Here is a 26,014-nt window from a genome sequence, read left to right as displayed (position 1 = left end):
GGGCCGTCGGCCGATTCCCGCTCGGCGCCGGAGCAGCGCGCGTACGGGTCCCTGCGAGCCCCGCGCCCCGGGACACCGGCCCCCCCCGTGGACATCCGCCGCGTTCCGCGATCGCGTCGGCCGTCGTCCGCGGGTTCACCGCCAGGCGACCGGCAGGGTCCGTACCCCGTGGACCGTGCTCGTCGAGAGGGCGAGGGAGTCGGGAGGGGCCGTGAGGCGGAGGGCGGGCAGCCTTCGGAAGAGGGTCGACAGGCCCAGGCGGAGTTCGGCGCGGGCCAGCGACTGGCCGAGGCACTGGTGCGGGCCGTGCCCGAAGGCGAGGTGGCCGCCCGTCTCGCGGCGGATGTCGAGGGCGTCGGGGTCGGGGTACGCCGACGGGTCGCGGTTGGCGGCCTGGAGCGCCACGATCACGCCCTCCCCCGCGCCGATACGGACCCCGGACAGCTCGACGTCCTCCGTGGCGATCCGCCGTATCCCCGCATGGATGACGGTCAGATGGCGCAGGAGTTCCTCGACGGCGGACGGCCACAGCGAGTCGTCGGCGCGCAGGGCGTCGAGCTGGGCCGGGTTCTCCAGCAGCGCCACCACGGCCAGCGGGAACATGTTCGCCGTCGTCTCGTGACCCGCCAGGAGCAGCAGCGAGACCATGCCCGTCGCCTCCTCCAGGGTGGCCTCGCCGGTCGCCACCCGCTCGGTCGCGAGCCGGGAGATCAGGTCGTCGGCGGGGTCGCCGACGCGTCGTTCGATGAGGGCGCGCAGATAGCCGTAGAGCGCCCCGCGGGCGGCCATCGCCTCGGCCGGATCGCCGGAGACGCTGGTGAGGGCGTCGGCCTTCTCGCGGAAGAAGCCGCGGTCCTCGTAGGAGACGCCGAGGAGTTCGCAGATGACGAGGGTCGGGAGGGGGAGCGCGTACGACGCGACCAGGTCCGCCCCGGTCGCGCCCCCGGCCGTCATGGTGTCCAGCAGGTCGTCGCAGATCCCCTGGATCGCGTCTTCCAGCCGCTCGACGCGCCGGAAGGCGAAGTCGGGGATCAGCATGCGGCGCAGCCTGGTGTGGTCCGGGGGGTCCATCTGGTGGAAGAGGCCGGGCGCCTGGGGCGGTGCTCCCGGGCGGGTGTGGGGGAAGTCGGGGTGGCGTGCGTCGGCGCTGAAGCGGGGGTCGGCGAGGACGGCGCGGGCGTCCTCGTAGCGGGTGATCAGCCAGGGGGTGTGGCCGCCCCGGATCGCGACCCTGCGGATCGGTTCCCCGGACCGCCAGGTGGCGTACTCGGGGGCCGGGTCGAGCAGGGGCCGGATCGTGGGGAGGGACGGACAAGTGGTCAACGCGCGGTTCCTTCCATGAGGCCGGGGGTCCTCCCGGTGAGGCCCGCCAGGTCCAGCAGCAGGGACTTGACCTCCGTCGCCGCGTACGCCTCCCTCTCCTGTTCCGGCCGCGAACACAGGAGCACGGGGCCGTGGCCGGGGTCGGCGGGAAGGCGGCCGTGGCTGCCGCGGACGCCCGAGGGGTTCAGGGGAACGGTCCGGATGCGGTAGCGCAGGCCGAGCTTCTTACGGGCGACCTGGCCGACGGCACGCAGCTTCACCGCCGGGACGGTGTCGTCGTAGAGGAGTTCGGCGGGGTCGTAGCCGGGCTTGCGGTGGATCTCGACCTGGCGGGCGAAGTCGGGGGCCCGGTCGTCGTCCAGCCAGTAGTAGTACGTGAACCAGGCGTCGGGGCCGGCGATCGCGACCAGCTCGCCGGAGCGCTCGTGGTCCAGGCCGTGAGCGGCCTTGCCCTCGGCGTCCAGCACCTGTTCCACGCCGTCGAGTTCACCGACCAGCTTCGCCACCCGCTCGGTGTCGGCCGGGTCCCGTACGTAGACGTGGGCGATCTGGTGGTCCGCGACCGCGAAGGCGCGGGAGGTCCAGGTGTCGAGGTACTCCATGCCGTCCTGCGTGTACACCTCGAGCAGTCCGGCCCGGCGCAGGGCGCGGTTGATGTCGACCGGGCGGGAGACGGGGGTGATGCCGTACTCGCTGAGCGCCACGACGGTGGCGCCCTCGCGCAGGAAGTGGTCGAGCAACGGGCGCAGGGCGTCGTCCAGTTGGCGGGCCGCGCGGTGAGTGGCGGGTGAGTCGGGGCCGGAGCGCTGGGGTTCGTAGTCGAGGTGCGGGACGTAGACGAGGGTCAGGTCGGGGCGGTGTTCGTCGAAGACCTGGCGGGCGGCGGCCAGGATCCACTGGGTGGAGGGCAGGCCGGCGTTCGGGCCCCAGTAGGTGAACAGGGGGAAGGGGCCGAGCCGGTCGGTGAGTTCGTCGTGCAGGGACGGCGGCCAGGTGTAGCAGTCGGGTTCCTTGCGGCCGTCGGAGTAGTAGACGGGGCGCGGGGTGACCGTCCAGTCGACATCGGCGCCCATCGCGTACCACCAGCAGATGTTGGCGACCTTGTAGTCGGGGTTCGCCCTGCGCGCGGTGTCCCAGATCTTCTCACCGCCGACGAGGGCGTTGTGCTGCCGCCACAGCAGGACGTCGCCGAGGTCGCGGAAGTACCAGCCGTTGGCCACCGCGCCGTGGCCGGAGGGGGGTTCACCGGTGAGCAGGGTGGACTGGACGGTGCAGGTCACGGCCGGGAGGACGGTGTCGAGGCGGGCCCTGAAGCCGCGCTCGCCGAGGGCGGCCACGGCGGGCATGTGCTCCAGCAGCTTCGGGGTGAGGCCCACGATGTCGAGGACCACGAGACGGTTCCCGGCGGGAGGGGGTGCGGCGGAGCCGCTCGTCACAGGGGTGGCGGCGGGAGACGGGTCGGCGGTCATACGGGGTTCTCCTTGAGGCCGAGGCCGGTCAACCGGTCCCGGGCCCAGCCGAGTTCGGCGGCGATACCGGCCGCGAGGTCGACGGGGGGCTCGGGAAGGACGGACCATGTGTAGGTCTCGACCTCGATGTGGTGGCAGTCGGCCGTGGGTCCCGCGAGCAGCCCGGTGAGAACCTGGGCCAGCTGGTCGGCGGTGGTGCGCAGCGGGGGTTCGGGGGCGGTGTGCAGCGGGGCGTGGAAGTGGACGCGCCAGGGGCCGCTGTCGTCGGGGAGTTCACCGTTCAGCGCGTCCGGGAGGTCGTCGACACCACGGACGCCGTCGGCGGTCGTCGTCCGCGTCTGGTGCAGGAACCGGGGTTCGGCGAGCCGGCGCAGCGCCGCGCGGGCGGCGGGGTCGGCCGGATCCCGGGCCTCCACGGCGCAGGACGCCTGGAGTTTCACCACGGGCAGCCCGGCGTCGGCGAGCCGTCTCAGGGCCGCGGCGGGTTCCTCGAACTGGACGGCGAGATGGCAGGCGTCGAGACAGACTCCGAGCCGGTCCGGGTCCAGGCCGCCGAGTTCCCGCGCCGCCTGCGCGGTGGTCTCCACGACACAGCCGGGTTCCGGTTCGAAGCCGACGCGGACACGGCGGCCGGTCCGCGATTCGAGCGCCGCCAGGCCGGCGGCCAGCCTGTCCACGGCACGCCGGGCGTCCTCGGCGCACTGCCGTGGCCAGGGGGTGCGCCAGGCCAGCGGCAGGGTGGAGACGCTCCCGAGGCCGGTGTCGTCCGGGAGGAGGGCGGCGAGGACGCGGGCGCAGTCGAGGGTGTACTCCAGTCGCGCCTCGTCGGCCCAGTCGGGTGCGTAGACGTCCTTCTTGACGACCTCGCGGTGGAACCCGGCGTACGGGAAGGCGTTGAGGGTGACGGTCTCCAGACCGCGGGCCGTCAGCTCGGTCCTGAGTCGGCCCAACGCCCGCTCGCCGTCGACGAGTTCGGTCACGACACCACGGGCCAGCCACAACCCGATGCCGAGCCGGTCGACGCCGAGGTGTTCGCGCACGGGTTCGGCGTGGTCGGCGAGCTGGGCGATCACGCCCTGGAGGTCCTCGGCCTGGTGGACGTTGCTGCAGTAGCCGAGGTGGACGGTGGTGCCGTCCGGGTGCAGGAAGCGCATGGGACGGTCACTCTCCCCCGCGGCGGATGGAGTTGCCCTGGAAGGTGGCTTCCTCGCCGGGCTGGGGTTCGCCGGGGGCGGGGTCGAGGTCCAGCCGTCCGCTCTGGCCGTAGAAGGCGACGGGGTTGCGCCACATCACCGCGTCCACCGAGTCGTCGTCGAACCCGGCGGCGAGCATGGCGTCGGCGGTCCTGCGGGTCTTGAGCGGGTCCGAACGACCCCAGTCCGCAGCCGAGTTGACGAGTACGCGCTCGGTGCCGGACTTCTTGAGGATCTCGACCATCCGGTCCTCGCTCATCTTGGTCCTCGGGTAGACCGAGAAGCCGGCCCAGCAGCCGCTGTCCAGGACCATGCCGACGGTGAGCTCATTGAGGTGGTCGAGGACGACCAGTTCGGGGGCGATGCCCGACTCCCGTACGACGTCCAGGGTGCGCCGGGTACCGGCCGCCTTGTCGCGGTGCGGGGTGTGGACGAGAGCGGGCAGACCGTGCTCGACGGCGAGGTGGAGCTGGCGGGCGAGCGCCTCGTCCTCCTCGGGGGTCATGGAGTCGTAGCCGATCTCGCCGACGGCGACGACCCGGTCCTTGACGAGATAGCGGTCGAGTTCGTCGAGGACCGGGGTGCAGCGCGGGTCGTTCGCCTCCTTGGGGTTGAGCGCGATCGTGCAGAAGTGCTGAATGCCGAACTGGGCGGCGCGGTACGGCTCCCAGCCCAGGAGCGCGTCGAAGTAGTCGTAGAAGCTCTCGGGTGAGGTCCGGGGCTGGCCCAGCCAGAAGGCGGGCTCGACGACGGCACGCACGCCGGCCGCGTGCATCGCCTCGTAGTCGTCGGTGGTGCGGGAGGTCATGTGGATGTGGGGGTCGAAGATGCGCACGGTCAGATCTCTTCCTTGCGGTCGCGCTCGAGCTGCTTCTCGACGATGGCGAGTTCTTCGGTGACGACGTCCGGGAAGGCGCGGACGACGGGCCGGACGTCCTGCGGGACATCACGTCCCGCGACGATCCGTTCGTGGGCGAAATCGGCGAGCATCCGGGCCAGTTCACGGTCGGCGCGGGCGGGGAGCCCGTGGACGCGGTCGAGCGGGATCTCGTGGAAGACGCACTTCAGAACGGCCTGGCGGTACTCGGCGTCCGGGAGGTGCGTGGCGCCGTACGGGCCGAGGGCGGCCTCGATCAGGGTCGTGTCATTGCCGCGCAGGGCGTCACGGACGACGGGGAGGGCGAGGTCGCCGAGGTCGAGCAGCGGGAGGGTGCGCAGGACGGCGCGCCGCTCCGCCGGTGTGCCGTGCCGGTGGAGCCGGGTCACCTCGTCGGCGAGCGCCGGACCGGTCCGGGGCAGTGCGGTGAGCAGGACGGCTCGGGCGGCCTCGTCGACGGTCCAGTGCTCGGTGAGACGGGCCTGTCCGCAGCGCCTTCGCGCGGCGGGGAAGAGTGTGCGGATCGTGACGGGTTCGGCGGCGATCGTCGCGGCGGCCTCGTCGAGCCAGAGGCGGGCGGTCGTGTCCAGCGCGGCGCGCAGGGCGGTGTGAGGGACGGCCGGGGTGGGGCGGAAGGATTCGGCGACGCTCATGGCAACCTTCGCAGAAGACAGGAGGGGTTCGCTGGGGAGAGGGCGGCTGTCAGGCCGATGCCGCGCGCAGGAACTCGATCGAACGCCGGGCGATGTCGGGGGCGTCGAGCGACCCGCCCTGGATCTCGACGGACACCAGCCCCTGGTGCCCCAGGTCGCGCAGGGCGGCCAGCACGGGCGGGAAGTCGATCTCGCCGGAGCCGAATTCGAGATGGTGGTGGATCCCTCGCCGCATGTCCTCGATCTGCACGTTGCGCAGCCTCGGCGCGGCCTGGCGCACACAGTCGAGGACGGGCCGTTCCTCGACGCAGTGCGCGTGGCCGATGTCCAGGGTGATCCCGAACAGCTCGTGCCCGTCGACGAGTTCGGCGAGGTGCAGACAGCGTTCCACGGTGTCGACGAACATGTACGGCTCCGGTTCGAGAGCCAGCGCCACGCCGTACGTCTCCGCCGTCGGCAGCAGGGTCTCGATCGCGGCGGCGAGCCGCTTCCACGCGTCCTGTTCGGGCAGCCCGTCCGGTGCCGGCCCGCTGCACCAGTGGACGGTGGGCGAGCCCAGGTCGGCGGCGATGCGCAGGGCGCGGCGCAGCAGGTCGGTCCTCGGCTCGGCGTCGTCCGACATCAGCGTCGGCAGGTGTTTGCCCGAAGGGTGGAGGAAGTAGGGCGCACCGGTCTCCACCGTGATGTCGAGGCCGTGCCGGGCGAGTTGCCCGGCCAGCACGCTCACGCGGCGGTGCAGGTCGTCGGCGTACGGGTCGAGATGGATGTGGTCGAGGGTGAGGGCGACTCCGTCGTAGCCCAGGTCGGCGAGGACGGCGAGGGCGTCGGCCAGCCGGTGCTGGGTGAAGCCGTTGGTGCCGTAGCCGAATCTGAGCGGGGTGGGGGGAGGTCTCATCTGCCGTTTCCTCACGGGGAGATGGTGGGTCTCAGGTGGGGGACATGCGGCGGGCCAGCCGCCGCGCGAGAGGGTGGACGACGCCGAGCGCCGCGGCGAGGGCGGGCGCCCCGCCCCGTGCGGTCAGTGCCGCCTGCAGGGGCATCAGGGCGAGGACCCCGGCGCCCACGGCCCGCCGTACGTTCTCCCCCGAGGGCTCCTGTACGGCGCGGACCTGGGCGGTTCCGTAGGTGGCGAGGTAGGCGAGGGCGCCGGCGGCGGCGAGGCCGGCGCGCGCCTTCGCGTTCGTGGAGCGGGCCCTGGGCGGGAGCGCCGTGGCCAGTGCCATGGCCGTCGAGACGGCCAGCGTCGCGGCCGGCACGTTCGGCGGGGCGCCCGAGATCTCGTGGCGGCTGAGGGCCATCAGCGTGCCGGTGTGGATGCCGACCAGCGCGGCGGGCACGGCACCGCGGCGCAGCGCCTCGGCGGCCGGTACGGCACCCGGGCCGGGAACGAGCGCTCCGGCCAGGACGTCCAGGGTGCGGGCTCCCGCCATGGCGACCGCGCCCGCCGGAGTGGTCTTGAGCTTCAGGTCGTAGGCCCAGACGAGGCCCGCCAAGGGGAGCGCTCCCCGAAGGCTGCGGCGACCGCCCGCGGCGGCGGCGAGGCCGAGGCCCGCGGCCGTGAGTCCGCCGGCCACGGCGAGCGCGGCACGGCGCGGGACGCGCCCCGAGGGCACCGGGCGCTCGGGGCGTTCCACGGCGTCGACGGTGGCGTCGGCGTAGTCGTTGAGGGCCATTCCGGCCCAGTAGAGGCACACGGAGGATCCGATGATTCCGAGCGTGCGGGCGTCGGGCGGGCGTCCGACGGCAGCCCCTCCCGCGATCACATCACCGGGCACGCTCAACGCGGCCGGCGCTCTCACGAGCAGCGCGAGGTCGGCGAGGCGCACGGCAGACCGGGATCCGAATCGGAGTACCGCCTTCCGATCTTTCATGCCCGCACTCTACCCAGGAAACTTGAACGCTCAAGCAGACACTTCCGGGTGAGTGAAGTGACAAAGAAGACACGGACTTTCCATGGCCGGGAGCCTCAACTCACCTGTATAGAGCGCTAGTTGAGGCGACCTGACGATTCCTTTCCCCACCGCCGTGCCACCCGCCGCAGACACCTCCGGTCCGGAGCCCAGCCCGGCCCCCTGCCCGGTCGCTTCTTCGGCGGCCACGAGCGCGGTCGATGTGCACCCGCACCGCGCCCGTGATCAGCCCGCTTCGGTCAAGGCCGCGCGCGCGGCGGCGAGGATCTCCTCGGAGAGCGGGGAACCCTTGGTGGCCCGGGACAGGACCAGTGCACCGAACAGGGTGCAGAGGCGGACGATGCCGTCCTGGTCGCCATCGGCCAGGAAGTCGACGAAGTCGGCCACCCCCTCGGCGTAGACGCGACGGGCCTCGCGCCCCCCGCCCTCGCGCGCGATGTCGGTGGCGAGCGCGGCGACCGGGCAGCCGTCCGCCGGGGCGTCGCGGTGCTCGACGGAGAGGTAGGTGTCGATCAGCGCCCGCTGGGCGGCGGCGCGCTGCCCGTCGTACCGCTCGAGCCCGGCGCTGTGGCGTCGGGCGAGCTCGGCGAAGGCGTGGGCGGTGGCCTCGTCGACGAGCGCGTCCTTGGAGGCGAACTGCTTGTAGAAGGCGCCGTGGGTCAGACCGGCCGCCTTCATCAGGTCGGCGACGCTGACCTGCATGCCCTGCTCCCGGAACAGCCGGGATGCGGTGTCCACCACCCGCCTGCGATTCTCCTCCGCCTGCGCCTGCGATACGCGGCCCATGACCACCTCACATTTGGATGTCGACTGGCATCTATCATAGACCCGTGTTTAGATTGTCTTCATAATCTAACTGTTGCGGGTGGCCGACGGCGCCCGCCACCACCAGGAGCGAGCATGGAACTGAAGAACGCGGTCGCGGTCGTCACCGGCGCCAACCGGGGCCTCGGGCGGCACCTGGCCGCCCAGCTCGTCGAGCGCGGCGCGAAGGTGTACGGCGCGGCTCGACGCCCCGAGACGGTCGATGTGCCGGGCGTCATCCCGCTGCGGCTGGACGTCACGGACGAGGCGTCGGTACGAGAGGCCGCGCGCGTGGCGTCCGACGCGACACTGCTGATCAACAACGCGGGCATCTCCACCGGCGCGACGCTGGTCGGAGGCGACGTGACCGAGGTGCGCCGGGAGATGGAGACCAACTTCTTCGGCCCGCTCGCCGCGACCCGCGCCTTCGCCCCCGTGATCGAGGGCAACGGCGGCGGCGCCGTGCTCAACGTCCTGTCCGCCCTGTCCTGGTTCCACCCGGCAGGGCTCGGCTCCTACGCCGCGTCCAAGGCCGCCGCTTGGGCGCTGAGCGACGCGACCCGTGAGGAGCTGGCACCGCGCGGGATCACCGTCTCGGCGCTGCACGTCGGCTACATGGACACCGACATGGCCGCCGGCGTGCCCGCCGATCAGAAGGTCGCCGCCGCCGACGTCGCGGCCCAGGCCCTGCACGGCGTCGAGACCGGTCTGCCCGAGATCCTCGCCGACGAGACCAGCCGGTACGTCAAGCAGAGCCTGTCCGCGGCACCCCGGCCGAACACGGACTGACGCTCACCCCTCCCCACCGAGAGCACCGGCCGGAAGACCGCCGTCGTCGCCACCGCCGCCGACCGCGTCACCGCCCGGGTCGTGCCGGTGGACTGACGGATGAGCGCGGCTGAGGACGCGGTGCGCCCGCGCCGCAGCCGGAAGGAAACCCGAACCATCTCGTACGGGGAGAAGCCCGGGGCGAGCGGAGACCCCGACCTTTCACGGACGGGAAACGGAACGGAGACGACGACGATGAAGGCTTTCATGGTCGAGAAGTACGGCGACCAGGCCGGGATGCGCGCCGCCGACATACCCGAACCCCAGGTAGGCGCCGACGACGTCCTGGTCGAGATCCACGCGGCGGGCGTGAACCCGCTGGACCTCAGGATCCGCAACGGAGACTTCAAGGCGTTCATGCCCTACCGTCTCCCGCTCGTTCTGGGCAACGACCTCGCCGGGACGGTCGTCCGGGTCGGCGCGTCCGTCACCCGCTTCGCGGTGGGCGACGAGGTCTACGCCCGGCCCGACAAGGACCGCATCGGTACCTTCGCCGAACTCATCGCCGTCCACCAGGACGACCTGGCGCCCAAACCGGCCACCCTCACCATGGCCGAGGCCGCCTCCCTCCCCCTGGTCGCCCTCACCGCATGGCAGGCACTGGTCGAGCGAGCCCGCGTGCGGCCGGGCCAGAAGGTCCTCGTCCACGCGGGTGCCGGCGGCCTCGGCTCCATCGCCGTTCAGCTGGCCAAGGCGCTGGGCGCGCACGTGGCCACCACCGTGAGCACCGCCAAGGTCGACCTGGCCAAGGACCTCGGCGCGGACGTCGTCGTCGACTACCGCGCCCAGGACTTCGCAGAGGTCCTCGACGGCTACGACGTCGTCCTCGACAGCCTCGGCGGCGAGAACCTCGCCCAGTCCCTGCGCGTTCTCAAGCCCGGCGGCACGGTCGTCAGCGTCGCGGGCCCGCCCGACCCGGCCTTCGCCCGCGAACTGGGTGCGAACCCGATCCTCCGCCTGGCCATGGCCGCCCTCAGCTTCAGAACCCGGCGCAACGCCAGGCGCCGCGGTGTGACGTACTCGTTCCTGTTCATGAAGGCCGACGGCGACCAACTGCGCGAACTCACCACCCTCATCGACACGGGGAAGATCCGCCCCGTCGTCGACCGCGTCTTCCCGTTCGAAGAAACCCTCCAGGCCATGGAGTACGTCGAGAAGGGGCGGGCAAAGGCCGGCAAAGTCGTCGTCACGATGACGTAAGGGCGGAATCGAGTCCCAGGCGCCAGTCACCTCCGACAACGGCCGGTGTTCCGCACCCTCATCGGTCGCACCGTACGCGTCGTGCGGGAAGGCACCCCCTGCTCGCCTCCCGATCAGTCATCTGGGCGCCCCGCCCGGGGCGACCAGCCCCGTCTCGTAGGCGAAGACGACGGCCTGCACGCGGTCGCGCAGGTCCAGCTTCGACAGGATGCGGCCGACGTGGCTCTTGACCGTGGTCGGGCTGAGGAACAGCCGGGAGGCGAGTTCGGCATTGCTGAGGCCCGTCGCGAGCAGGCGGAGCACCTCGAGCTCGCGCGGGGTCAGGCCGGACAGATCGCGGTGCGGGGCGACGGTCCGCGGTTCGTCGTGAGGGGCGAAGCGCTCGATCAGCCGACGAGTGATCGTGGGGGCGAGGAGAGCGTCGCCGGTCTGTACCAGGCGTAGGGCGGAGACCAGATGTTCGGGGGTGACGTCCTTGAGCAGGAAGCCACTGGCGCCGGCCGTGAGCGCGGCGTAGACGTAGTGGTCGAGGTCGTATGTGGTGAGGATGACGACCCGCGTTCCGGCCGGACCGGCGTCGCCGACGATGCGTCTGGTGGCCTCGATACCGTCCATCTCCGGCATCCGGATGTCCATGAGGACGACGTCGGGCCGCGTACGGCGGACCGCTGCGACAGCCTCGGCCCCGTCGGCCGCCTCGGCCGTCACTTCGATGCCGTCCGCCGCCAGGATCATCTTGAAACCGGTGCGTACGAGAGCTTGGTCGTCGGCGATGACGGCGCGCAGCGGATTCATGCGGTGCTCCGCGGGATACGGGCCGTGACCCGGTAACCGCCGGCGTCTGTCGGCCCGGCCGTCAGCTCGCCCCGGTAGACGGCCAACCGCTCGCGCAACCCCATGTGGCCACGGCCATTGCTGTCCACCGGCGGGGAATCCTTGGCGCCGCCGGTGTCCGTGACCTCTATCTCCAGACAGGCGTCGGTGTAACCGATGACGACGGACGCCTGCGCGCCGCGCGCATGCTTGATCGTGTTGGTCAGCGCCTCCTGTACGACGCGATACGCCGCGAGGTCCACCCCCGGTGGCAGCGGATCCGGCGGCAGCGACACTCCGACGCTCACGGGCGTCCCGGCGGCGCGTACCCGTGCGACCAGCGCGTCGAGCTGCGCGAGCCCGGGCTGGGGCTCCAGGCTGTCGGGCCTTTCGTGGTCCGGTGCGGCCAACAGGCCCATCACGTGGCGGAGTTCGGCCATGGCGGCCCGACCGCCCGCCTCGACGGCCAGCAGTGCTTCCTTCGACTGCTCGGGCATCATGTCCATCACCTTGCGGGCCGCGCCCGCCTGGATCACCATCACGCTCACATTGTGGGTCACGACGTCGTGCAGTTCGGCGGCGATGCGGGCGCGCTCTTCCTCGACTGCTCGGCGCGTGGCCTCCTCCTGAGCGGCCTGCAGTTCGGTGATCCGGTCCCGGCTGGACGCCAGCCGCAGGTGCAGGAAGCGGACGAGGCTGGCCAGCATCCCGGCCACCAGCAGCACGAATCCCGGGCTGGACCATCCCGGGAGCACAGGGTCCGCGTTGCGGAAAGCGAAACCGGACAGCACGGCGGCGATCACCAGGACGGCGATCGCCGATATCCGGTAGCGGCTGTGTACGACGGCGCTGTAGGCGCCGATGACACAGGCGAGGACGGTGATCCAGGAGGCGGAGCTGCCGAGGGCCAGTGCTGCGCCCAGCACCGCCACGAAGAGGGTCAGCGGATACCGGCGCCGGGCTGCCAGCGGCAGCGTCGACAGGACGACCAGAGCCCAGGGTACGGAGGGAGGCTCGTCCTCCGCGGGTGCCCGACCGGGGTCGGGAGGCAAGGGCGGATCCGGAACCCCGGTCCCGACGTCGGCCGTCGGGTTGATGTTCACCGGCCCGTCGCCGGGACAGCGCACGGCCACGAACAGGGCGACGACGGTCAGTACGACCGCCAGCACCACATCGGCGCGCACCGCCCGCCGGGACAGTGGGGCGGCCTTCGCCTCCGGGCGTAACGCGTCGATGAGCCGCTGATGCCGGCTTCGCCGGTCTTCCGTCACCATCCGTGCATTGTGCTGCGCTCTCCGCCCTGCCTGCGTCCGCCTGTCCGACCAGGGAACCGCCCCAGCCGCCTACTCCTCAGGTATGACTCCGCGGCCGGATCCTCCGCGGGAAGGACCTGATGTTGGTTCCGCGGCCGACGCGCCCCGTACGCGGCACCCCTAGGTTCGCAGGACCGGCGACGGCATGTGCCGCTCGCGACCGCACGGACGGAGAACCCGTATGCATCACGTGATCGAACTGGAGGGTGTGGCGAAGCGCTACGACAGCGCCGGCGCGCCGGTGCTCGGACCGCTCACGCTCAGCGTCGCCAAGGGTGAGGCCCTTGCCGTCACGGGCCCTTCCGGCAGCGGCAAGTCCACGCTGCTGAACCTCGTCGCGGGCCTGGACAAGCCGACCGATGGCGCTGTGATCGTGGCCGGGCGACGGATCGACCAGTTGAGCGAGCATGCCCTCGCGAAGTTCCGTCGCGAGCACATCGGCATGGCCTTCCAGTTCTTCAATCTTCTCGACGACCTCACCGTCACCGACAATATTCAGCTCCCGGCCCAGCTGACCGGGACCGGTCGCCGCAAGGCCGCGGCCCGCGCGGGTGAGCTCATGGAGATGCTGGGCATCCGGAAACATGCCCGCGCCTACCCGGGCCGACTGTCCGGAGGCGAACGCCAACGGGTCGCGGTCGCCCGGGCCTTGGTCAACCGGCCCGCGCTGCTGCTCGCCGACGAGCCCACCGGTGCGCTCGACACCGCCTCGGGCCACGACGTCCGCGATCTGCTGATGGATCTGCACCGCGCCGGACAGACCGTCGTCCTGGTGACGCACGACGTGACGCTGGCGGAGGCGTGCGCGAGCCGCACTCTTCACCTGGTCGACGGTCACGTCGCCCTCGACTCCTGCGCGCAGCCCGTCCGATGAGCCTGTCCGGTACCGGCGCGACAGGCCGGGTCGTACGCTCCGGGGTGGGCCGGCGGCGGGTGCAGACAGTGGTGATCGCCGTTGCCACGATGATGGCCGTGGCGTCGGCGGTGGTCGCCGGGTCGCTGATGGTCGCCGCGGCCGCGCCCTTCGACCACGCCTTCGGGAAGCAGCAGGGCGCGCACATCATCGCCCAGTTCGATCCGGCCGAGGCGAGTGCGGCGCTGCTGGCAGAGACCCGAAAGCTGCCCGGCGTCACCGCGAGTTCGGGGCCGTACCCGTCCACGGTGTTCCGCCCGGTGGCTCAGGCGGGTTTCCCACTGCCGACGCTGACCCTGGTCGGGAGGTCCGGTCCGGACGGCGACGTGGACCGGGTGGATCTGAAGTCCGGCCGGTGGGCGCAGAAGCCGGGCGAGATCGTGCTCGCCGCGTCGTTCGAGGGGCCCGGCATCGGGATCGGCGCCGCTGTGAAGGCCTCGGACGCCACGCGCGCCCCCACTCTTTCGATCGTCGGCTTCGCTGTGTCGGCCAGTGGGACGGCCGACTCCTGGGCGACTCCCGCACAGGTCGACGCGCTGGCGTCGGAGGGCAGCCCGGTCACGAGTCAGATGCTCTACCGCTTCGACTCCGCGAGCACCGCGGAGCAGATCCTCGCCGACCGGAAGAGGCTCGCCGCCTCCGTGGGGTCCGGGGCGCTGCTGGGTACCCAGTCCTGGCTGGACACGAAGCGCGCCGCTGATCAGGGCGCGGCGGCGACCGTCCCGTTCGTGATGGCTTTCGGCGTGCTCGGCATCGTGATGTCGGTGATCATCGTCAGCAGTGTGATCAGTGGTGCGGTCGGCACCGGCGTGCGCAGGATCGGCATTCTCAAGGCCATCGGCTTCACTCCGGGCGAGGTCGTACGCGCCTACGTGGCCCAGGCGCTGATTCCCGCCTGCGCCGGCATCACCGTGGGGGTCGTCCTGGGAAACCTCCTGGCAGTGCCGCTGCTGACCAACACCGAGGCGGTGTACGGCACCGTCTCGCTCTCGGTGGCCTGGTGGGTGGACATCGCGGTGCCGGCCGCCGCCCTGGTCGTCGTGGGGCTCGCGGCGCTGATTCCCGCACTGCGGGCCGGAAGACTGCGTACGGTCGAAGCCCTCGCGGTCGGCCGGTCGCCGCGCAGTGGGCGCGGCCAGTGGGCGCACCGGGCGATGGGAGTGCTGCCGCTGCCGCGACCGGTGACCTACGGTCTCGCCACCCCCTTCACGCATCCGGTCCGTGCCCTCGCGATGCTGCTCGCGGTGGCGTTCGGCACGGTCGCGGCAACCTTCGCAGTGGGGCTGACCTCTTCCCTCGCCGCGGTCGGCACCTCGCAGGACCCCGAGAGCCGTGCCGCGGTCACGGTCGCGACCACCAAGGCGAACGACGTCGCTCCCCCTCCGCCTCCTTCCGCGGGGGGCAGTGTGGCAAGCCCGTCCCCCGTGGGCGGCAGCGTGGCAGGCCCGTCCGAACCCAAGGTTGCCGACCCGGCGAAGGTGCGGTCTGCCATCACGTCACAGGCGGGCACCAGGTCGTTCTACGGCAAGACCCAGGCCGAGGTCGCCGTGGCCGGGATCTCCGGTTCGGTTCAGGCCGCCCTCTACGAGGGCGATTCGCCCTCCGGCGGCTACGAGATGATTTCCGGGCACTGGATCACCGGCACGGGGCAGGTCGTGGTCCCCACGCGCTTCCTGGAAAGGACCAGCACCAAGATCGGTGACACGGTGCGGGTGACCTACGAGAACGACATCGCGGACCTGCGGATCGTGGGCGAGTCCTTCGACACCTCGGGCAGCGAGCTGCAGATCCACGCGGACATGGCCAACTTCGCGTCGGCCGAGCCCAGTACGTTCCTCGTCGAGGTGAAGTCCGGCGTCTCCGCCGACGAGTACGCCCAGAAGGTCGCCGCGATCGTGCAGCCGCTGGGCGGCGACGCCACGACCGACGCCCCCTCGGGGCGGGAGGGCGTCCTCCTCATCATGTCCGCGATGGCGGTGCTGCTCACCCTGATGCTGGTCGCCGTGGCCGGCCTCGGCGTACTCAACTCCGTGGTCCTGGACACCCGGGAACGCATCCACGACCTGGGCGTCTGCAAGGCGATCGGCATGTCGCCGCGGCAGACCATGAGCCTCGTGCTCTCCTCGGTGGCCGCGATCGGCGTGCTCGGCGGGCTGATCGGCGTGCCGACGGGGTACGCGCTGCACAGCCTTGTCATGCCGATGATGGGGCGTGCCGTAGGCACCGGACTGCCGTCGCCGGTCCTCGATGTGTACGAGCCTGTTCAGCTGCTCCTGCTGGGACTGGGCGGGGTCGTGATCGCGGTGCCGGCCGCGCTGATCCCGGCCGGCTGGGCGGCCGGGGCGCGTACGGCCGTGGCGCTGCGCACCGAGTAGGTCCGGCGGAGCGCGAGCAGACGAGCCCCTCTCGCACGACGTTCACGCCACACCCGGAAACAGGTCGGCGGCCATCCGACGGCCTGAAGGGGCCGGGGGACCGGGGAGAGGGATCGACCTGCGGCTCGGCCAGAGGAAACAGCGGGTCAGCGGCCCTTGTCGGCAGGCTCCAGGATCGCCACGCACTCCACATGATGCGTCATCGGAAACAGATCGAACGCCCGCAGGGTCCGCACCCGGTACCCCCCGTCCCGGAAGTACCCCAGGTCCCGGGCCAGGGCCGCCGGGTCGCAGGCCACGTAGGCGATCCGCCGGGCGCCCAGCGAGGCCAGGTGTTCGACCGTCTTCCGCCCCGCTCCCGCCCGCGGCGGGTCCAGGACGATCAGGTCGACCTCGGTGATCCCGGTGCGCGGGAGCACGCTCTCCACCTTGCCCTGTTCGATCCGCACCCGGTCGAACCCCGCGAGGTTGTGCCGGGCGTCCTCGACCGCGCGCTTGCCGGACTCGATGCCGAGGACCGCGCCCTGCTCGCCGAGCCGGTCGGCCAGCGCGCCCGCGAACAGGCCGACGCCGCAGTACAGGTCGAGGGCCATCTCGCCCTTGCGCGGCAGCAGTCCCTGCATCACCGCCGTCACCAGCGTGTCGGCCGCCTTCGGGTGGACCTGCCAGAAGCCGCCGCTGCCGACCCGGTACGTACGTCCGTCCGCGCGCTCGCGCACGAAGGGGCGGCCGTGGACGCGGTGCACGCCCCCGTCCTTCTCGTCGACCCTCATCACGGACACCGGACGGTCGAGTTCCACGATGGGCAGCCGGGCGCCCGGACGCGGCGTCAGAATCACCTGCCGGTCCTGCGAGCCCGTCGCCGCGATCGCCTCGATCGACGCCATGCCGGTCCAGTCGCGCTTCTCGACGCCCAGTTCACTGACCCCGGCAGCCGCGATCATGCAGTGGTCCACCGGCTCGACCTCGTGCGAGCGGTGCCGGCGCAGCCCCGCCCGCCCGGTCTCCGCGTCCACCGCGTACTGCACGCGTGTCCGCCACTGCGGCACCTGCCCGGCGGGCAGCTTGTCGCCCTCGGCCGGCATCACGGTGCCGTCCCAGCCGGCCTCCTCCGGAGCGAGGCCGGCGAGCCGCTGGAGCTGCTCGGCGATCACCTCGCCCTTGAGCCGGCGCTGGGCACCCGGCTTGGCGTGCTGCCAGTCGCAGCCGCCGCAGCGGCCGGGGCCGGCGAAGGGGCAGGGAGCCTCGACCCGGTCCTTGGACGCGGTGAGGATCTGCACCGCGTCCGCCCGCAGGAACCGCGCGCCCTCCTCGCCCTCCGTCACCCGCGCCACGACCCGCTCACCGGGCAGCGCGTGGCGTACGAACAGCACCTGGCCGGAGTCGGTACGGGCGATGCAGTGGCCGCCGTGGGCGACCGGGCCGATCTCCACCTCGTACTCGTTCCCCACCAGTGTCTTCTTCGGTTCTGCCTGCATGGCGGGGTGACTCCACAACGTCGAACGAGGAACGGCCGGACAACAGCCCACCAGTCTACGTGGCTGTCGTCCGGCCGTTCACCACCAGCCGGTGGACGCTACGAGCCCGAGGAGCCCGACGGGCCGGAGGAACCCGAAGGGCCCGCCGAGCCCCGGGATCCCGGAGCGGGAGGGGCACCGGCGCCCGAGGACTCCTTCGGCCGCCCCTGTTCCGCCGGACCGCGCCGCACCGAACCCGGCGCGTTCCACTCCTGCCGCTTGCGGGCCCGCATCCGGGCCGCCTCGGAGGACTCCAGCTGGTAGGGGACGGACGTCACCATGACACCGGGCGTGAACAGAAGCCGGCCCTTCAGCCGCAGGGCGCTCTGGTTGTGCAGCAGGTGCTCGTACCAGTGACCGACCACGTACTCCGGGATGATCACCGAGACGGCGTCGCGCGGCGACTCCTTGCGCAGGCCCTTGACGTACTCGATGATCGGCCGCGTGATCTCGCGGTACGGCGAGTCGAGGACCTTCAGCGGTACGTCGATCCCGCGCCGCTCCCACTCCTCGCGCAGCACCTTCGTCTCCGCCGGGTCGACGTTGACGGTGAGTGCCTCCAGGGTGTCGGAGCGCATCAGCTTGGCGTAGGCGAGGGCCCGCAGCGTCGGCCGGTGGATCTTGGAGATCAGGACGACCGAGTGGACCCGGGACGGCCGCACGCTGTCGTCGCTCGGGCCCTCCGGGGCGGCGATCTCCTCGGCGACCCGGTCGTAGTGCTTACGGATGGCCGTCATCGTCGCGTAGAAGATCACCATGCCGAGCAGGGCGACCCAGGCGCCATGGGTGAACTTGGTGACGAGGACGACGACCAGGACCAGGCCGGTGAAGAAGGCGCCGAACGCGTTGATCGCGCGGGAGCGGACCATGTGGCGGCGCGCGGCCGGGTCGGTCTCGGTGGCCAGGTGGCGGTTCCAGTGGCGGACCATGCCGGTCTGGCTGAGCGTGAAGGACACGAACACGCCGACGATGTACAGCTGGATCAGACGCGTGGAGTCGGCGCCGTAGATCACGATCAGGAAGGTGGCCGCGCCGGCCAGGAGCACGATGCCGTTCGAGAACGCGAGCCGGTCGCCCCGGGTGTGCAGCTGGCGGGGCAGGTAGCGGTCCTGGGCGAGGATCGAGCCGAGCACCGGGAAGCCGTTGTAGGCGGTGTTGGCGGCGAGGAACAGCACCAGGGCGGTGGCCGCCGCGAGCACGATGAACAGGAAGCTGCCCTTGCCGAACACGGCCTCGGCGACCTGGGTGATCACCGGGTTCTGGACGTAGTCGGCGCCGACCGCGGCCCCGTTCTTCAGCAGGTCGACGGCCGGGTTCTCGGCCATGCGGACGTCGGTCACCAGGGCCAGGACGATGATCCCGCAGAACATGGTGACGGCCAGCAGGCCCATCGCCGCCAGCGTGGTCGCCGCGTTCTTCGACTTGGGCTTGCGGAAGGCGGGGACGCCGTTGGAGATCGCCTCGACACCGGTGAGCGCGGCACAGCCGGAGGAGAAGGCGCGCAGCATGAGGAACACCAGTGCGAAGCCGGCCAGGCCCTGGTGCTCGGCCTTGATCGTGTACTGGGCGGTCGGCGCCCGCATCTCGTCGCCCAGGATCAGTCCCCGGAACGCGCCCCACGCGATCATGATGAAGACGCCCGCGACGAACACGTAGGTCGGGATGGCGAAGAGCTTGCCGGACTCCTTGACGCCGCGCAGGTTCATCAGCGTCAGCAGGACGACGACGGCGACCGCGCAGGTCACCTTGTGCTCGACGACGAAGGGGATGGCGGAGCCGAGGTTCTCGATGCCGGAGGCGATGGAGACGGCGACGGTGAGGACGTAGTCGACGAGCAGTGCGCTGGCCACGGTCAGACCGGCCTTGGGGCCGAGGTTGGTGGTGGCCACCTCGTAGTCGCCGCCGCCGCTGGGATAGGCGTGGACGTTCTGACGGTAGGAGGCGACCACCGTGAACATCAGCACGACGACCGCGAGCGCGATCCACGGGCTGAAGTGGTAGGCCGACACACCCGCGATGGAGAGGACCAGCAGCACCTCCCCGGGCGCGTAGGCCACGGAGGACAGCGGGTCGGAAGCGAAGACGGGTAGGGCGATGCGCTTCGGCAGGAGCGTTTCTCCGAGCCGATCACTGCGCAGTGCGCGCCCGATCAGGATCCGTTTGGGCACGTCGGTCAGTTTGGACACAACAGTGGATCGTAAGCCTTCGAACTGGGGGCCGCCCACCCTCCCCCGGGGTGAGCCGGGTTCCGTCGTGCCGCATCTGCCTCACGGGTGAAATCAGCCACGCGTCGGCTGCGGATTCCGCACGCCGCGCCGATCGTCATGCCTATATGACAACCCCCGTACGCCGCCGCCCATCGGAGGCCCCATGCACACGACCGCGGAGCTGATCGGCGCCGCCGGCACCCTCGTCGGCCTCGGAATCCTTGCCCTTCTCAGTCTTTGGAGCATCAGCCGGCGCGGATCGCGCAATCCCCGCACGGGGGGTGCCCTGCACGGACCGCGCATGTGTAGCTTGGGCGACGGTCTGAGACCCTGTTCAGAGCCAGGCCAGAAAACTATTTGACTTCTTGACTTCTTTACTCCGGAAGGACGGTCGTGCACATCGTCATCATGGGCTGCGGCAGAGTGGGTTCCGCTCTCGCCCAGACCCTGGAGCAACAGGGGCACACGGTCGCCGTGATCGACCAGGACCCCACCGCCTTCCGACGACTGGGCTCCGGTTTCGGCGGCCGTCGTGTCACCGGGGTCGGCTTCGACCAGGACACCCTGCGCGAGGCGGGCATCGAGGAGGCCGGCGCCTTCGCCGCCGTCTCCAGCGGTGACAACTCCAACATCATCGCGGCCCGGGTGGCCCGCGAGATGTTCGGCATCGAGAACGTCGCCGCCCGTATCTACGATCCCCGTCGCGCCGAGGTCTACCAGCGGCTGGGCATCCCCACCGTCGCCACCGTCCGCTGGACGGCCGACCAGATGCTGCGCCGGCTGCTGCCCTCGGGCGCCGAGCCCCTGTGGCGCGACCCCACCGGCGGCGTCCAGCTCGCCGAGGTGCACGCCGCCCCGTCCTGGGTCGGCCACAAGATCAGCAAGCTGCAGGAGGAGACGGGCGTCCGCGTGGCGTTCCTGACCCGCCTCGGCGAGGCGATCCTGCCCACCTCGCAGACCGTGCTGCAGGAGGGCGATCTGGTGCACGTGATGATGCGCACCGACGAGGTGGAGAAGGTCGAGGCGTCGTTCGCCGAGGGCCCGAAGGAAGGCGGTCACTGATGAGGGTCGCCATTGCCGGAGCCGGCGCCGTCGGCCGCTCGATCGCGGGCGAGCTGCTGGAGAACGGCCACGAGGTCCTGCTCGTCGACAAGGCGCCGACCGCCATCTCGGTCGAGCGCGTCCCGCAGGCGGAATGGCTGCTGGCCGACGCCTGCGAGATCACCTCCCTGGACGAGGCGGCTCTGCAGCGCTGCAACGTCGTCATCGCCGCCACCGGCGACGACAAGGTCAACCTGGTCGTCTCGCTGCTGGCCAAGACCGAGTACGGCGTCCCGCGCGTCGTAGCCCGCGTCAACAACCCCAAGAACGAGTGGCTCTTCAACGAGTCCTGGGGTGTCGACGTCGCCGTCTCCACTCCCCGGCTGATGTCCGCCCTGGTCGAGGAGGCGGTGAGCGTCGGCGACCTGGTCCGCCTGCTGCGCTTCAGCCACGGCGACGCCAACCTCGTCGAACTGACCCTTCCCGAGGAGTCGGCCCTGGCCGGCACCCAGGTCGGCGACGTGGAGTGGCCGGAGGACACCTCCCTGGTCACCATCATCCGCGGCACCCGCGTCCTCACCCCCACCCGCGAGGACTCCCTGGAGCCGGGCGACGAACTCCTCTTCGTCGCCGCCCAGGCCAGGGAGGAGCAACTGGAGGACCTGCTGTCGGTACGCCGCGAGGACACCGGCAAGTAGCCCCTGCGCGACCACCTTCCCGCGCCGGCACCACGGCGGAGGGCGCCCTGGAAGCCCGGGGCGCCCTCCGCCGTCCGACCACGCGGTCGGGAGCGCGTTCGGCGATCACGACGCGTTGCCCGGGACGCCGAAGGCCCGGAACCCCGTGAGGTTCCGGGCCCCGCGCTTCGGCCGGCCGGGCGGGGGTGCCGCCCTCGCCGCTACGCTCCTCGCCGGTGCCGTCCGCCCGTGGACTCGCCGTCTTCCGCCGCCAGTGCGGCCTTGCGCTCCTCCTCGGCCTTCTCCTCGGCCTCCATCTCGGCGAACACGTCGATCGGCGCCGGTGCCTTCGCGAGGAAGACCCAGGTCAGCCACACCGCGAGCAGGAAGGGCGGGATCTTCAGGGCGACCAGGACCCAGCCCAGCTGGGTGGTGTCGGCCCACCAGTACAGCGGGAAGAGGATCGCGCACTTGGCGAGCAGGATCAGGCCCCATGCCCAGCTGGCCTTGGCGTACGCCGTCTTGCGGCCCGGGTTGCGGGTGCGCCAGGAGAGGTTCTCCTTGAAGACCGGGCCCAGGATCAGGCCGATCAGCGGAACCCCGCACAGGGTCGTGATGATGTACGCCAGCGCCAGGCCCAGCGTGTAGAGCATGCCGGGAAGGTAGAAGTCCTTGGCGTTGCCGGTCATCATCGCGAAGACGACACCGAAGGCGACGCCGAAGACCCCGCTGAACGCGTGCTTGACCGTGTCCTTCATCGCCAGCCGGACCACGACCAGGACCAGCGACACCGCGAGCGCGGCGATCGCGGACATGTGCAGGTCCTTGTTGATCGTGAAGATGGTGACGAAGAGCAGGCCGGGCACCACCGTCTCGACCATGCCCCGCACCCCGCCGAACGCCTCGAAGAGCGCGGCCTCGGTCAACGCCCGGGCGTCGTCCTGCTGAGTGTCTTCGGTCGGCTTGTCGAGCGACGTCACCGGCTACTCCCTACCGAGGGGTCTCAGTTCGTACTTCGGGTTGAACAGCACCCGGCGGCCCCGGCTCATGGAGACCCGGCCCGATGCGATGAGCCTGCGTCCCGGTTCTATCCCCACGATCGAGCGCCGGCCCAGCCACACCACGTCCAGCGCGGCGCTGCCGTCGAACAGCTCCGCCTCCAGGGCGGGGACTCCGGCGCGCGGACGCAGGGTGACCGTGCGCAAGGTACCAGTAACCGTGACGATCTGGCGGTCCTGGCAGTCTCCGATGCGGACACAGCCGGCCGTCTCGGCGTCCTCCCGCAGCTCCTCCGACTCCAGGTCCTCCTGGGACGAGGAGAGCCGGTCGAGCATGCGCCGGAACCGGCCCACCGGCTTTTCGGAACGCGGAACACCACTCATATCTGAAGCGTACCGGGGCTCACCGACACACCCGTAACCACGGTCCGGGCGCCGGTGCGGCCCCCCTGTCCCGGCTCACTTCTCGAAGCGGTATCCCATTCCCGGCTCCGTGATGAAGTGCTTCGGGTGCGAGGGGTCCGCCTCCAGCTTCCGTCTCAGCTGGGCCATGTACACCCGCAGGTAGTTCGTCTCCGTCCCGTACGACGGCCCCCACACCTCCTGCAGCAGCTGCCTCTGGCCGACCAGGCGCCCCGTGTTGCGCACCAGCACCTCCAGCAGATGCCACTCCGTGGGGGTCAGCCGGACGTCCTTCCCGGCCCGGTGGACCTTCTTCGCGGCGAGGTCGACCGTGAACGCGTCGGTCTCCACCAGGACGTCGTCCTCGCCGCCCCCGGCGGGCTCGGCCCGCCGCACGGCGGCCCGCAGCCGGGCCAGCAGCTCGTCCATGCCGAAGGGCTTGGTGACGTAGTCGTCGGCGCCCGCGTCGAGCGCCTCGACCTTCTCGTCCGAGGAGTGCCGGGCGGACAGCACCAGGATCGGCACCCGGGTCCAGCCGCGCAGCCCCTTGATCACCTCGACGCCGTCCATGTCGGGCAGGCCCAGGTCGAGGACCACCACGTCCGGGTGCCGGGTGGCGGCGAGCTCGAGGGCGGTGGCACCGTCGTGGGCGGCGTCGACCTCGTACCTGCGCGCCTTGAGGTTGATCACGAGGGCGCGCACGATCTGCGGCTCGTCGTCGATCACGAGCACCCTCGTGGCGGTCTGGGGCGTCCCCCCAGCGGGGCTCACCATGCGGCCTGCCTTTCCGGGTCTGGCGAATGTCCGTCCGCCGGCGGTTCGTCCGCCGACGGTCCGTCCGCCGACGGTCCGTCCGGCGGAACTCCGTGGGGCGCGGTCGCCGCCGCGGCGTGCTGGCCGGCCGGCTGCGGCAGGGGTCCTGCCGCGCGGAGCGTGAGGACCATGGTGAGGCCTCCGCCGGGCGTGTCCTCGGCGTCGAGGGTGCCGCCCATGGCCTCGGCGAAGCCCCGCGCGACCGCGAGGCCGAGCCCCACCCCCGCCCCGCGCGGCGCGTCACCGTACCGCTGGAAGGGCGCGAAGATCCGCTCCTTGGCCTCGTCGGGCACGCCCGGACCCCGGTCCACGACCCGCACCTCGACCCGGCCGGGCATCGCGCTCGCCGCGACCAGCACCGGCGCGCCCTCCGGGCTGTACTTGACCGCGTTCTCGACCAGGTTGGCCACCGACCGCTCCAGCAGCCCGGCATCGACGGCGACCATGGGCAGCGTCTCCGGGATGTCCAGCTCGACGCTCTCCTCCGGGTCGGGGACCCCGCCGAGCGCCTTCGGCACCACCTCGTCGAGGTCGATCTCCCGGATGATCGGCGTGACCGTGCCGGTCTGGAGGCGGGACATGTCGAGCAGGTTGCCCACCAGGTGGTCGAGCCGGTCGGCCCCCTCCTCGATGCCCGCGAGCAGCTCCGCCCGGTCCTCCTCGGACCAGGCCACGTCGTCGGACCTGAGGCTGGAGACCGCCGCCTTGATCCCGGCCAGCGGTGTCCGCAGATCGTGGCTGACGGCGGCCAGCAGCGCCGTGCGGATCCGGTTGCCCTCGGCCAGCGCGCGGGCCTGCTCGGCCTCCTCCTGCAGGCGCCGCCGGTCCAGTACGACGACGGCCTGCGCGGCGAAGGCCGCCAGCACCCGCCGGTCCTCGGCGGGCAGCACCCGGCCGGTGAGCGCCAGCGCCATGCGGTCGCCGACCGGCACGTCCACGTCCGCCTCGTCCGGCCGCCGCACCGGCCGCCCGAGGCCCACATGGCCCGCGCAGCTCCACGGCGCTCTGTCGTCCGCCCGCTCCAGCAGGGCCGCCGACTCCATGCCGAAGGTCTCCCGCACCCGCTCCAGCAGCGCCTCCAGGCTGGTCTCACCGCGCAGCACGCTGCCCGCGAGATAGGACAGGATCTCCGACTCTGCTCTCAGCCGGGCCGCCTGGTGCGTGCGCCGGGCCGCCAGGTCCACGACCGACGCCACCGCCACGCCCACCCCGACGAAGATCACGATGGCGACGATGTTCTTCGGGTCCGCGATCGTCCACCGGTGCAGGGGCGGGGTGTAGAAGTAGTTCAGCAGCAGCGAGCCCAGAGCCGCCGAGGCCAGCGCCGGCAGCAGTCCGCCCACCAGCGCGGCCGCCACGGTCACCGCCAGGAACAGCAGCATGTCGTTGGCGAGGCCGAGGTGGACGCTGCTCAGCAGGACCGCCAGGAGCGCCGGTCCGGCCACGCCGACCAGCCAGCCCAGGACGATCCGCCTGCGCCCGAGCCGGGCGCCCCGGGCCACCGGGAGCCCCCGTCCCCTGGCCGCCTCCTCGTGGGTGACGATGTGCACGTCGAGGTCCGGCCCCGAATCCCGGGCGACCGTCGCGCCGACGCCCGGCCCGAAGACGTACTGCCAGGCCTTGCGGCGCGAGGAGCCGAGGACGATCTGCGTGGCGTTCACCCCCCGGGCGAAGTCGAGCAGCGCGGCCGGTATGTCGTCGCCGACCACATGGTGGAAGGTGCCGCCCAGATCCTCGACGAGGGTGCGCTGGACGGCCAGCTCCCTGGGCGAGGCCGAGGTGAGCCCGTCGCTGCGCGCTATGTACACGGCGAGCACCTCGCCGCCGGCGCCCTTCTCCGCCAGCCGCGCCGCCCGCCGGATGAGGGTGCGCCCCTCCGGACCGCCGGTCAGTCCGACGACGATCCGCTCGCGCGAGCCCCAGATCGCCGAGACCCGGTGCTCGCTGCGGTACTGCTTCAGGTACTCGTCGACCCGGTCGGCCACCCACAGCAGCGCCAGCTCCCGCAGCGCGGTGAGGTTGCCCGGCCGGAAGTAGTTCGACAGGGCGGCGTCGACCTTGTCCGGCCGGTAGATGTTCCCGTGCGCCATCCGCCGCCGCAGTGCCTCCGGTGACATGTCCACCAGCTCGACCTGGTCGGCCCGCCGCACGAACTCGTCGGGCACGGTCTCCTGCTGCCGCACCCCCGTGATGGACTCCACCACGTCCCCGAGGGACTCCAGGTGCTGGATGTTGACGGTCGAGACCACGTCGATCCCGGCCGCGAGGAGTTCCTCCACGTCCTGCCAGCGCTTGGCGTTGCGCGAGCCGGGGACGTTGGTGTGCGCGAGTTCGTCCACCAGGGCGACCTGTGGGTGACGGGCGAGCACGGCGTCCACGTCCATCTCGGTGAAGACACCGCCCCGGTGTTCCAGCTCGCGGCGCGGGACCAGCTCCAGGCCGTGCAGCAGCACCTCGGTGCGCCGCCGATCGTGGTGCTCGACGAAGGCCACCACGCAGTCCGTGCCGCGTTCCACCCGGCGGTGGGCCTCGGACAGCATGGCGTACGTCTTGCCCACGCCCGGTGCCGCACCGAGATGGATCCGAAGCTTGCCGCGCGCCATGGCCTCATTGTCTTCCTGTGACTCCTGCGTACGCAGCGTCGACCCTACGACCAGTGTTTCCGGCAAAACGGACGAGCTGCGGGGT

22 protein-coding genes are annotated in these 26,014 nt (G+C 71.6%); 6 read left to right on the top strand and 16 right to left on the bottom strand.

From position 1 onward, the window contains the following. Positions 1-135: 135 nt before the first annotated feature. The 8 genes from ACFY2L_RS34700 to ACFY2L_RS34665 all read right to left on the bottom strand — a co-directional run bounded on the left by ACFY2L_RS34700 (position 136) and on the right by ACFY2L_RS34665 (position 8,211). On the bottom strand, positions 136-1,323 hold the full coding sequence (locus ACFY2L_RS34700; protein ID WP_390824318.1) for a cytochrome P450: 1,188 nt from the start codon (positions 1,321-1,323) through the stop codon (positions 136-138). Then, positions 1,320-2,792 (bottom strand): alkaline phosphatase family protein, encoded by a 1,473-nt coding sequence (locus ACFY2L_RS34695; RefSeq protein WP_390824317.1) that lies wholly within the window; start codon positions 2,790-2,792, stop codon positions 1,320-1,322. The genes ACFY2L_RS34700 and ACFY2L_RS34695 overlap by 4 nt, the downstream gene beginning before the upstream one ends. Further along, positions 2,789-3,946: a metabolite traffic protein EboE gene (eboE, locus tag ACFY2L_RS34690; RefSeq protein ID WP_390824316.1), complete on the bottom strand. Its 1,158-nt coding sequence runs from the start codon at positions 3,944-3,946 to the stop codon at positions 2,789-2,791. Before eboE ends, ACFY2L_RS34695 begins: the two co-directional genes overlap by 4 nt. Before the next feature lie 7 nt (positions 3,947-3,953). Next, a complete protein-coding gene (locus tag ACFY2L_RS34685) occupies positions 3,954-4,820 on the bottom strand; it encodes a TatD family hydrolase (protein WP_390661828.1) in 867 nt (288 codons plus the stop codon). Between the two features lie 2 nt (positions 4,821-4,822). Then, positions 4,823-5,515 carry an EboA domain-containing protein gene (locus tag ACFY2L_RS34680; RefSeq protein WP_390824315.1) on the bottom strand — a complete coding sequence of 231 codons (693 nt, stop codon included), beginning with the start codon at positions 5,513-5,515 and terminating at the stop codon, positions 4,823-4,825. Positions 5,516-5,564: 49 nt separating this feature from the next. After that, positions 5,565-6,410: a sugar phosphate isomerase/epimerase family protein gene (locus tag ACFY2L_RS34675; RefSeq protein WP_390661830.1), complete on the bottom strand. Its 846-nt coding sequence runs from the start codon at positions 6,408-6,410 to the stop codon at positions 5,565-5,567. Between the two features lie 31 nt (positions 6,411-6,441). Continuing rightward, the gene (locus ACFY2L_RS34670) at positions 6,442-7,386 is read right to left on the bottom strand and encodes an SCO3242 family prenyltransferase (protein ID WP_390824314.1); all 945 of its coding nucleotides are present in this window, start codon (positions 7,384-7,386) and stop codon (positions 6,442-6,444) included. A 264-nt stretch (positions 7,387-7,650) separates the two neighbouring features. Beyond that, on the bottom strand, positions 7,651-8,211 hold the full coding sequence (locus ACFY2L_RS34665) for a TetR/AcrR family transcriptional regulator (protein WP_390824313.1): 561 nt from the start codon (positions 8,209-8,211) through the stop codon (positions 7,651-7,653). Between the two features lie 114 nt (positions 8,212-8,325). On the opposite strand from ACFY2L_RS34665, the gene ACFY2L_RS34660 reads away from it, so the two are divergent. Next, complete coding sequence (locus ACFY2L_RS34660) at positions 8,326-9,018, top strand: SDR family oxidoreductase (RefSeq protein WP_390661833.1); 693 nt, start codon at positions 8,326-8,328, stop codon at positions 9,016-9,018. A gap of 234 nt (positions 9,019-9,252) precedes the next feature. Further along, a complete protein-coding gene (locus ACFY2L_RS34655) occupies positions 9,253-10,257 on the top strand; it encodes an NADP-dependent oxidoreductase (protein WP_390824312.1) in 1,005 nt (334 codons plus the stop codon). Positions 10,258-10,374: 117 nt separating this feature from the next. Here the strand turns inward: ACFY2L_RS34655 and ACFY2L_RS34650 are convergent, their stop codons facing one another. Beyond that, positions 10,375-11,052 (bottom strand): response regulator, encoded by a 678-nt coding sequence (locus ACFY2L_RS34650; protein WP_390824311.1) that lies wholly within the window; start codon positions 11,050-11,052, stop codon positions 10,375-10,377. Continuing rightward, positions 11,049-12,344, bottom strand: coding sequence for a sensor histidine kinase (locus ACFY2L_RS34645; RefSeq protein ID WP_390824310.1), 1,296 nt, complete (start codon positions 12,342-12,344; stop codon positions 11,049-11,051). Before ACFY2L_RS34645 ends, ACFY2L_RS34650 begins: the two co-directional genes overlap by 4 nt. A 220-nt stretch (positions 12,345-12,564) precedes the next feature. Here ACFY2L_RS34645 and ACFY2L_RS34640 point away from each other — a divergent pair, with 220 nt between their 5' ends. Continuing rightward, on the top strand, positions 12,565-13,257 hold the full coding sequence (locus tag ACFY2L_RS34640; protein WP_390661837.1) for an ABC transporter ATP-binding protein: 693 nt from the start codon (positions 12,565-12,567) through the stop codon (positions 13,255-13,257). Next, complete coding sequence (locus ACFY2L_RS34635) at positions 13,254-15,671, top strand: FtsX-like permease family protein (protein WP_390824309.1); 2,418 nt, start codon at positions 13,254-13,256, stop codon at positions 15,669-15,671. Before ACFY2L_RS34640 ends, ACFY2L_RS34635 begins: the two co-directional genes overlap by 4 nt. A gap of 146 nt (positions 15,672-15,817) precedes the next feature. On the opposite strand, the gene ACFY2L_RS34630 is transcribed toward ACFY2L_RS34635, so the two are convergent. Both ACFY2L_RS34630 and ACFY2L_RS34625 read right to left on the bottom strand, forming a co-directional pair. Further along, positions 15,818-17,149, bottom strand: coding sequence for a class I SAM-dependent RNA methyltransferase (locus ACFY2L_RS34630; RefSeq protein ID WP_390824308.1), 1,332 nt, complete (start codon positions 17,147-17,149; stop codon positions 15,818-15,820). A 98-nt stretch (positions 17,150-17,247) separates the two neighbouring features. Next, on the bottom strand, positions 17,248-19,374 hold the full coding sequence (locus tag ACFY2L_RS34625) for an APC family permease (RefSeq protein WP_390824307.1): 2,127 nt from the start codon (positions 19,372-19,374) through the stop codon (positions 17,248-17,250). A 414-nt stretch (positions 19,375-19,788) separates the two neighbouring features. Here ACFY2L_RS34625 and ACFY2L_RS34620 point away from each other — a divergent pair, with 414 nt between their 5' ends. Together ACFY2L_RS34620 and ACFY2L_RS34615 are read left to right on the top strand one after the other, a co-directional pair. After that, complete coding sequence (locus ACFY2L_RS34620; RefSeq protein WP_390661841.1) at positions 19,789-20,457, top strand: potassium channel family protein; 669 nt, start codon at positions 19,789-19,791, stop codon at positions 20,455-20,457. Beyond that, positions 20,457-21,134 (top strand): potassium channel family protein, encoded by a 678-nt coding sequence (locus ACFY2L_RS34615; RefSeq protein ID WP_390661842.1) that lies wholly within the window; start codon positions 20,457-20,459, stop codon positions 21,132-21,134. Before ACFY2L_RS34620 ends, ACFY2L_RS34615 begins: the two co-directional genes overlap by 1 nt. A 200-nt stretch (positions 21,135-21,334) precedes the next feature. Here the strand turns inward: ACFY2L_RS34615 and ACFY2L_RS34610 are convergent, their stop codons facing one another. From ACFY2L_RS34610 to ACFY2L_RS34595, 4 genes are all read right to left on the bottom strand, one after another. Further along, entirely contained in the window at positions 21,335-22,093 is a 759-nt protein-coding gene (locus ACFY2L_RS34610; protein WP_390661843.1) for a DUF3159 domain-containing protein, read from the bottom strand. Between the two features lie 3 nt (positions 22,094-22,096). Then, positions 22,097-22,495, bottom strand: a complete 399-nt coding sequence (locus tag ACFY2L_RS34605) for an OB-fold nucleic acid binding domain-containing protein (protein ID WP_390661844.1) — start codon at positions 22,493-22,495, stop codon at positions 22,097-22,099. 75 nt (positions 22,496-22,570) lie between these two features. After that, positions 22,571-23,287, bottom strand: a complete 717-nt coding sequence (locus ACFY2L_RS34600) for a response regulator (protein ID WP_390824306.1) — start codon at positions 23,285-23,287, stop codon at positions 22,571-22,573. Beyond that, a complete protein-coding gene (locus ACFY2L_RS34595) occupies positions 23,281-25,929 on the bottom strand; it encodes an ATP-binding protein (protein WP_390824305.1) in 2,649 nt (882 codons plus the stop codon). Before ACFY2L_RS34595 ends, ACFY2L_RS34600 begins: the two co-directional genes overlap by 7 nt. Between the last annotated feature and the right edge of the window lie 85 nt (positions 25,930-26,014).

Source organism: Streptomyces sp. NPDC001381 (assembly GCF_042895685.1).
GTDB lineage: Bacteria > Actinomycetota > Actinomycetes > Streptomycetales > Streptomycetaceae > Streptomyces.
The sequence above is the reverse complement of the archived record's forward strand: the minus strand, read 5'-3'. Positions and strand labels throughout refer to the sequence as shown.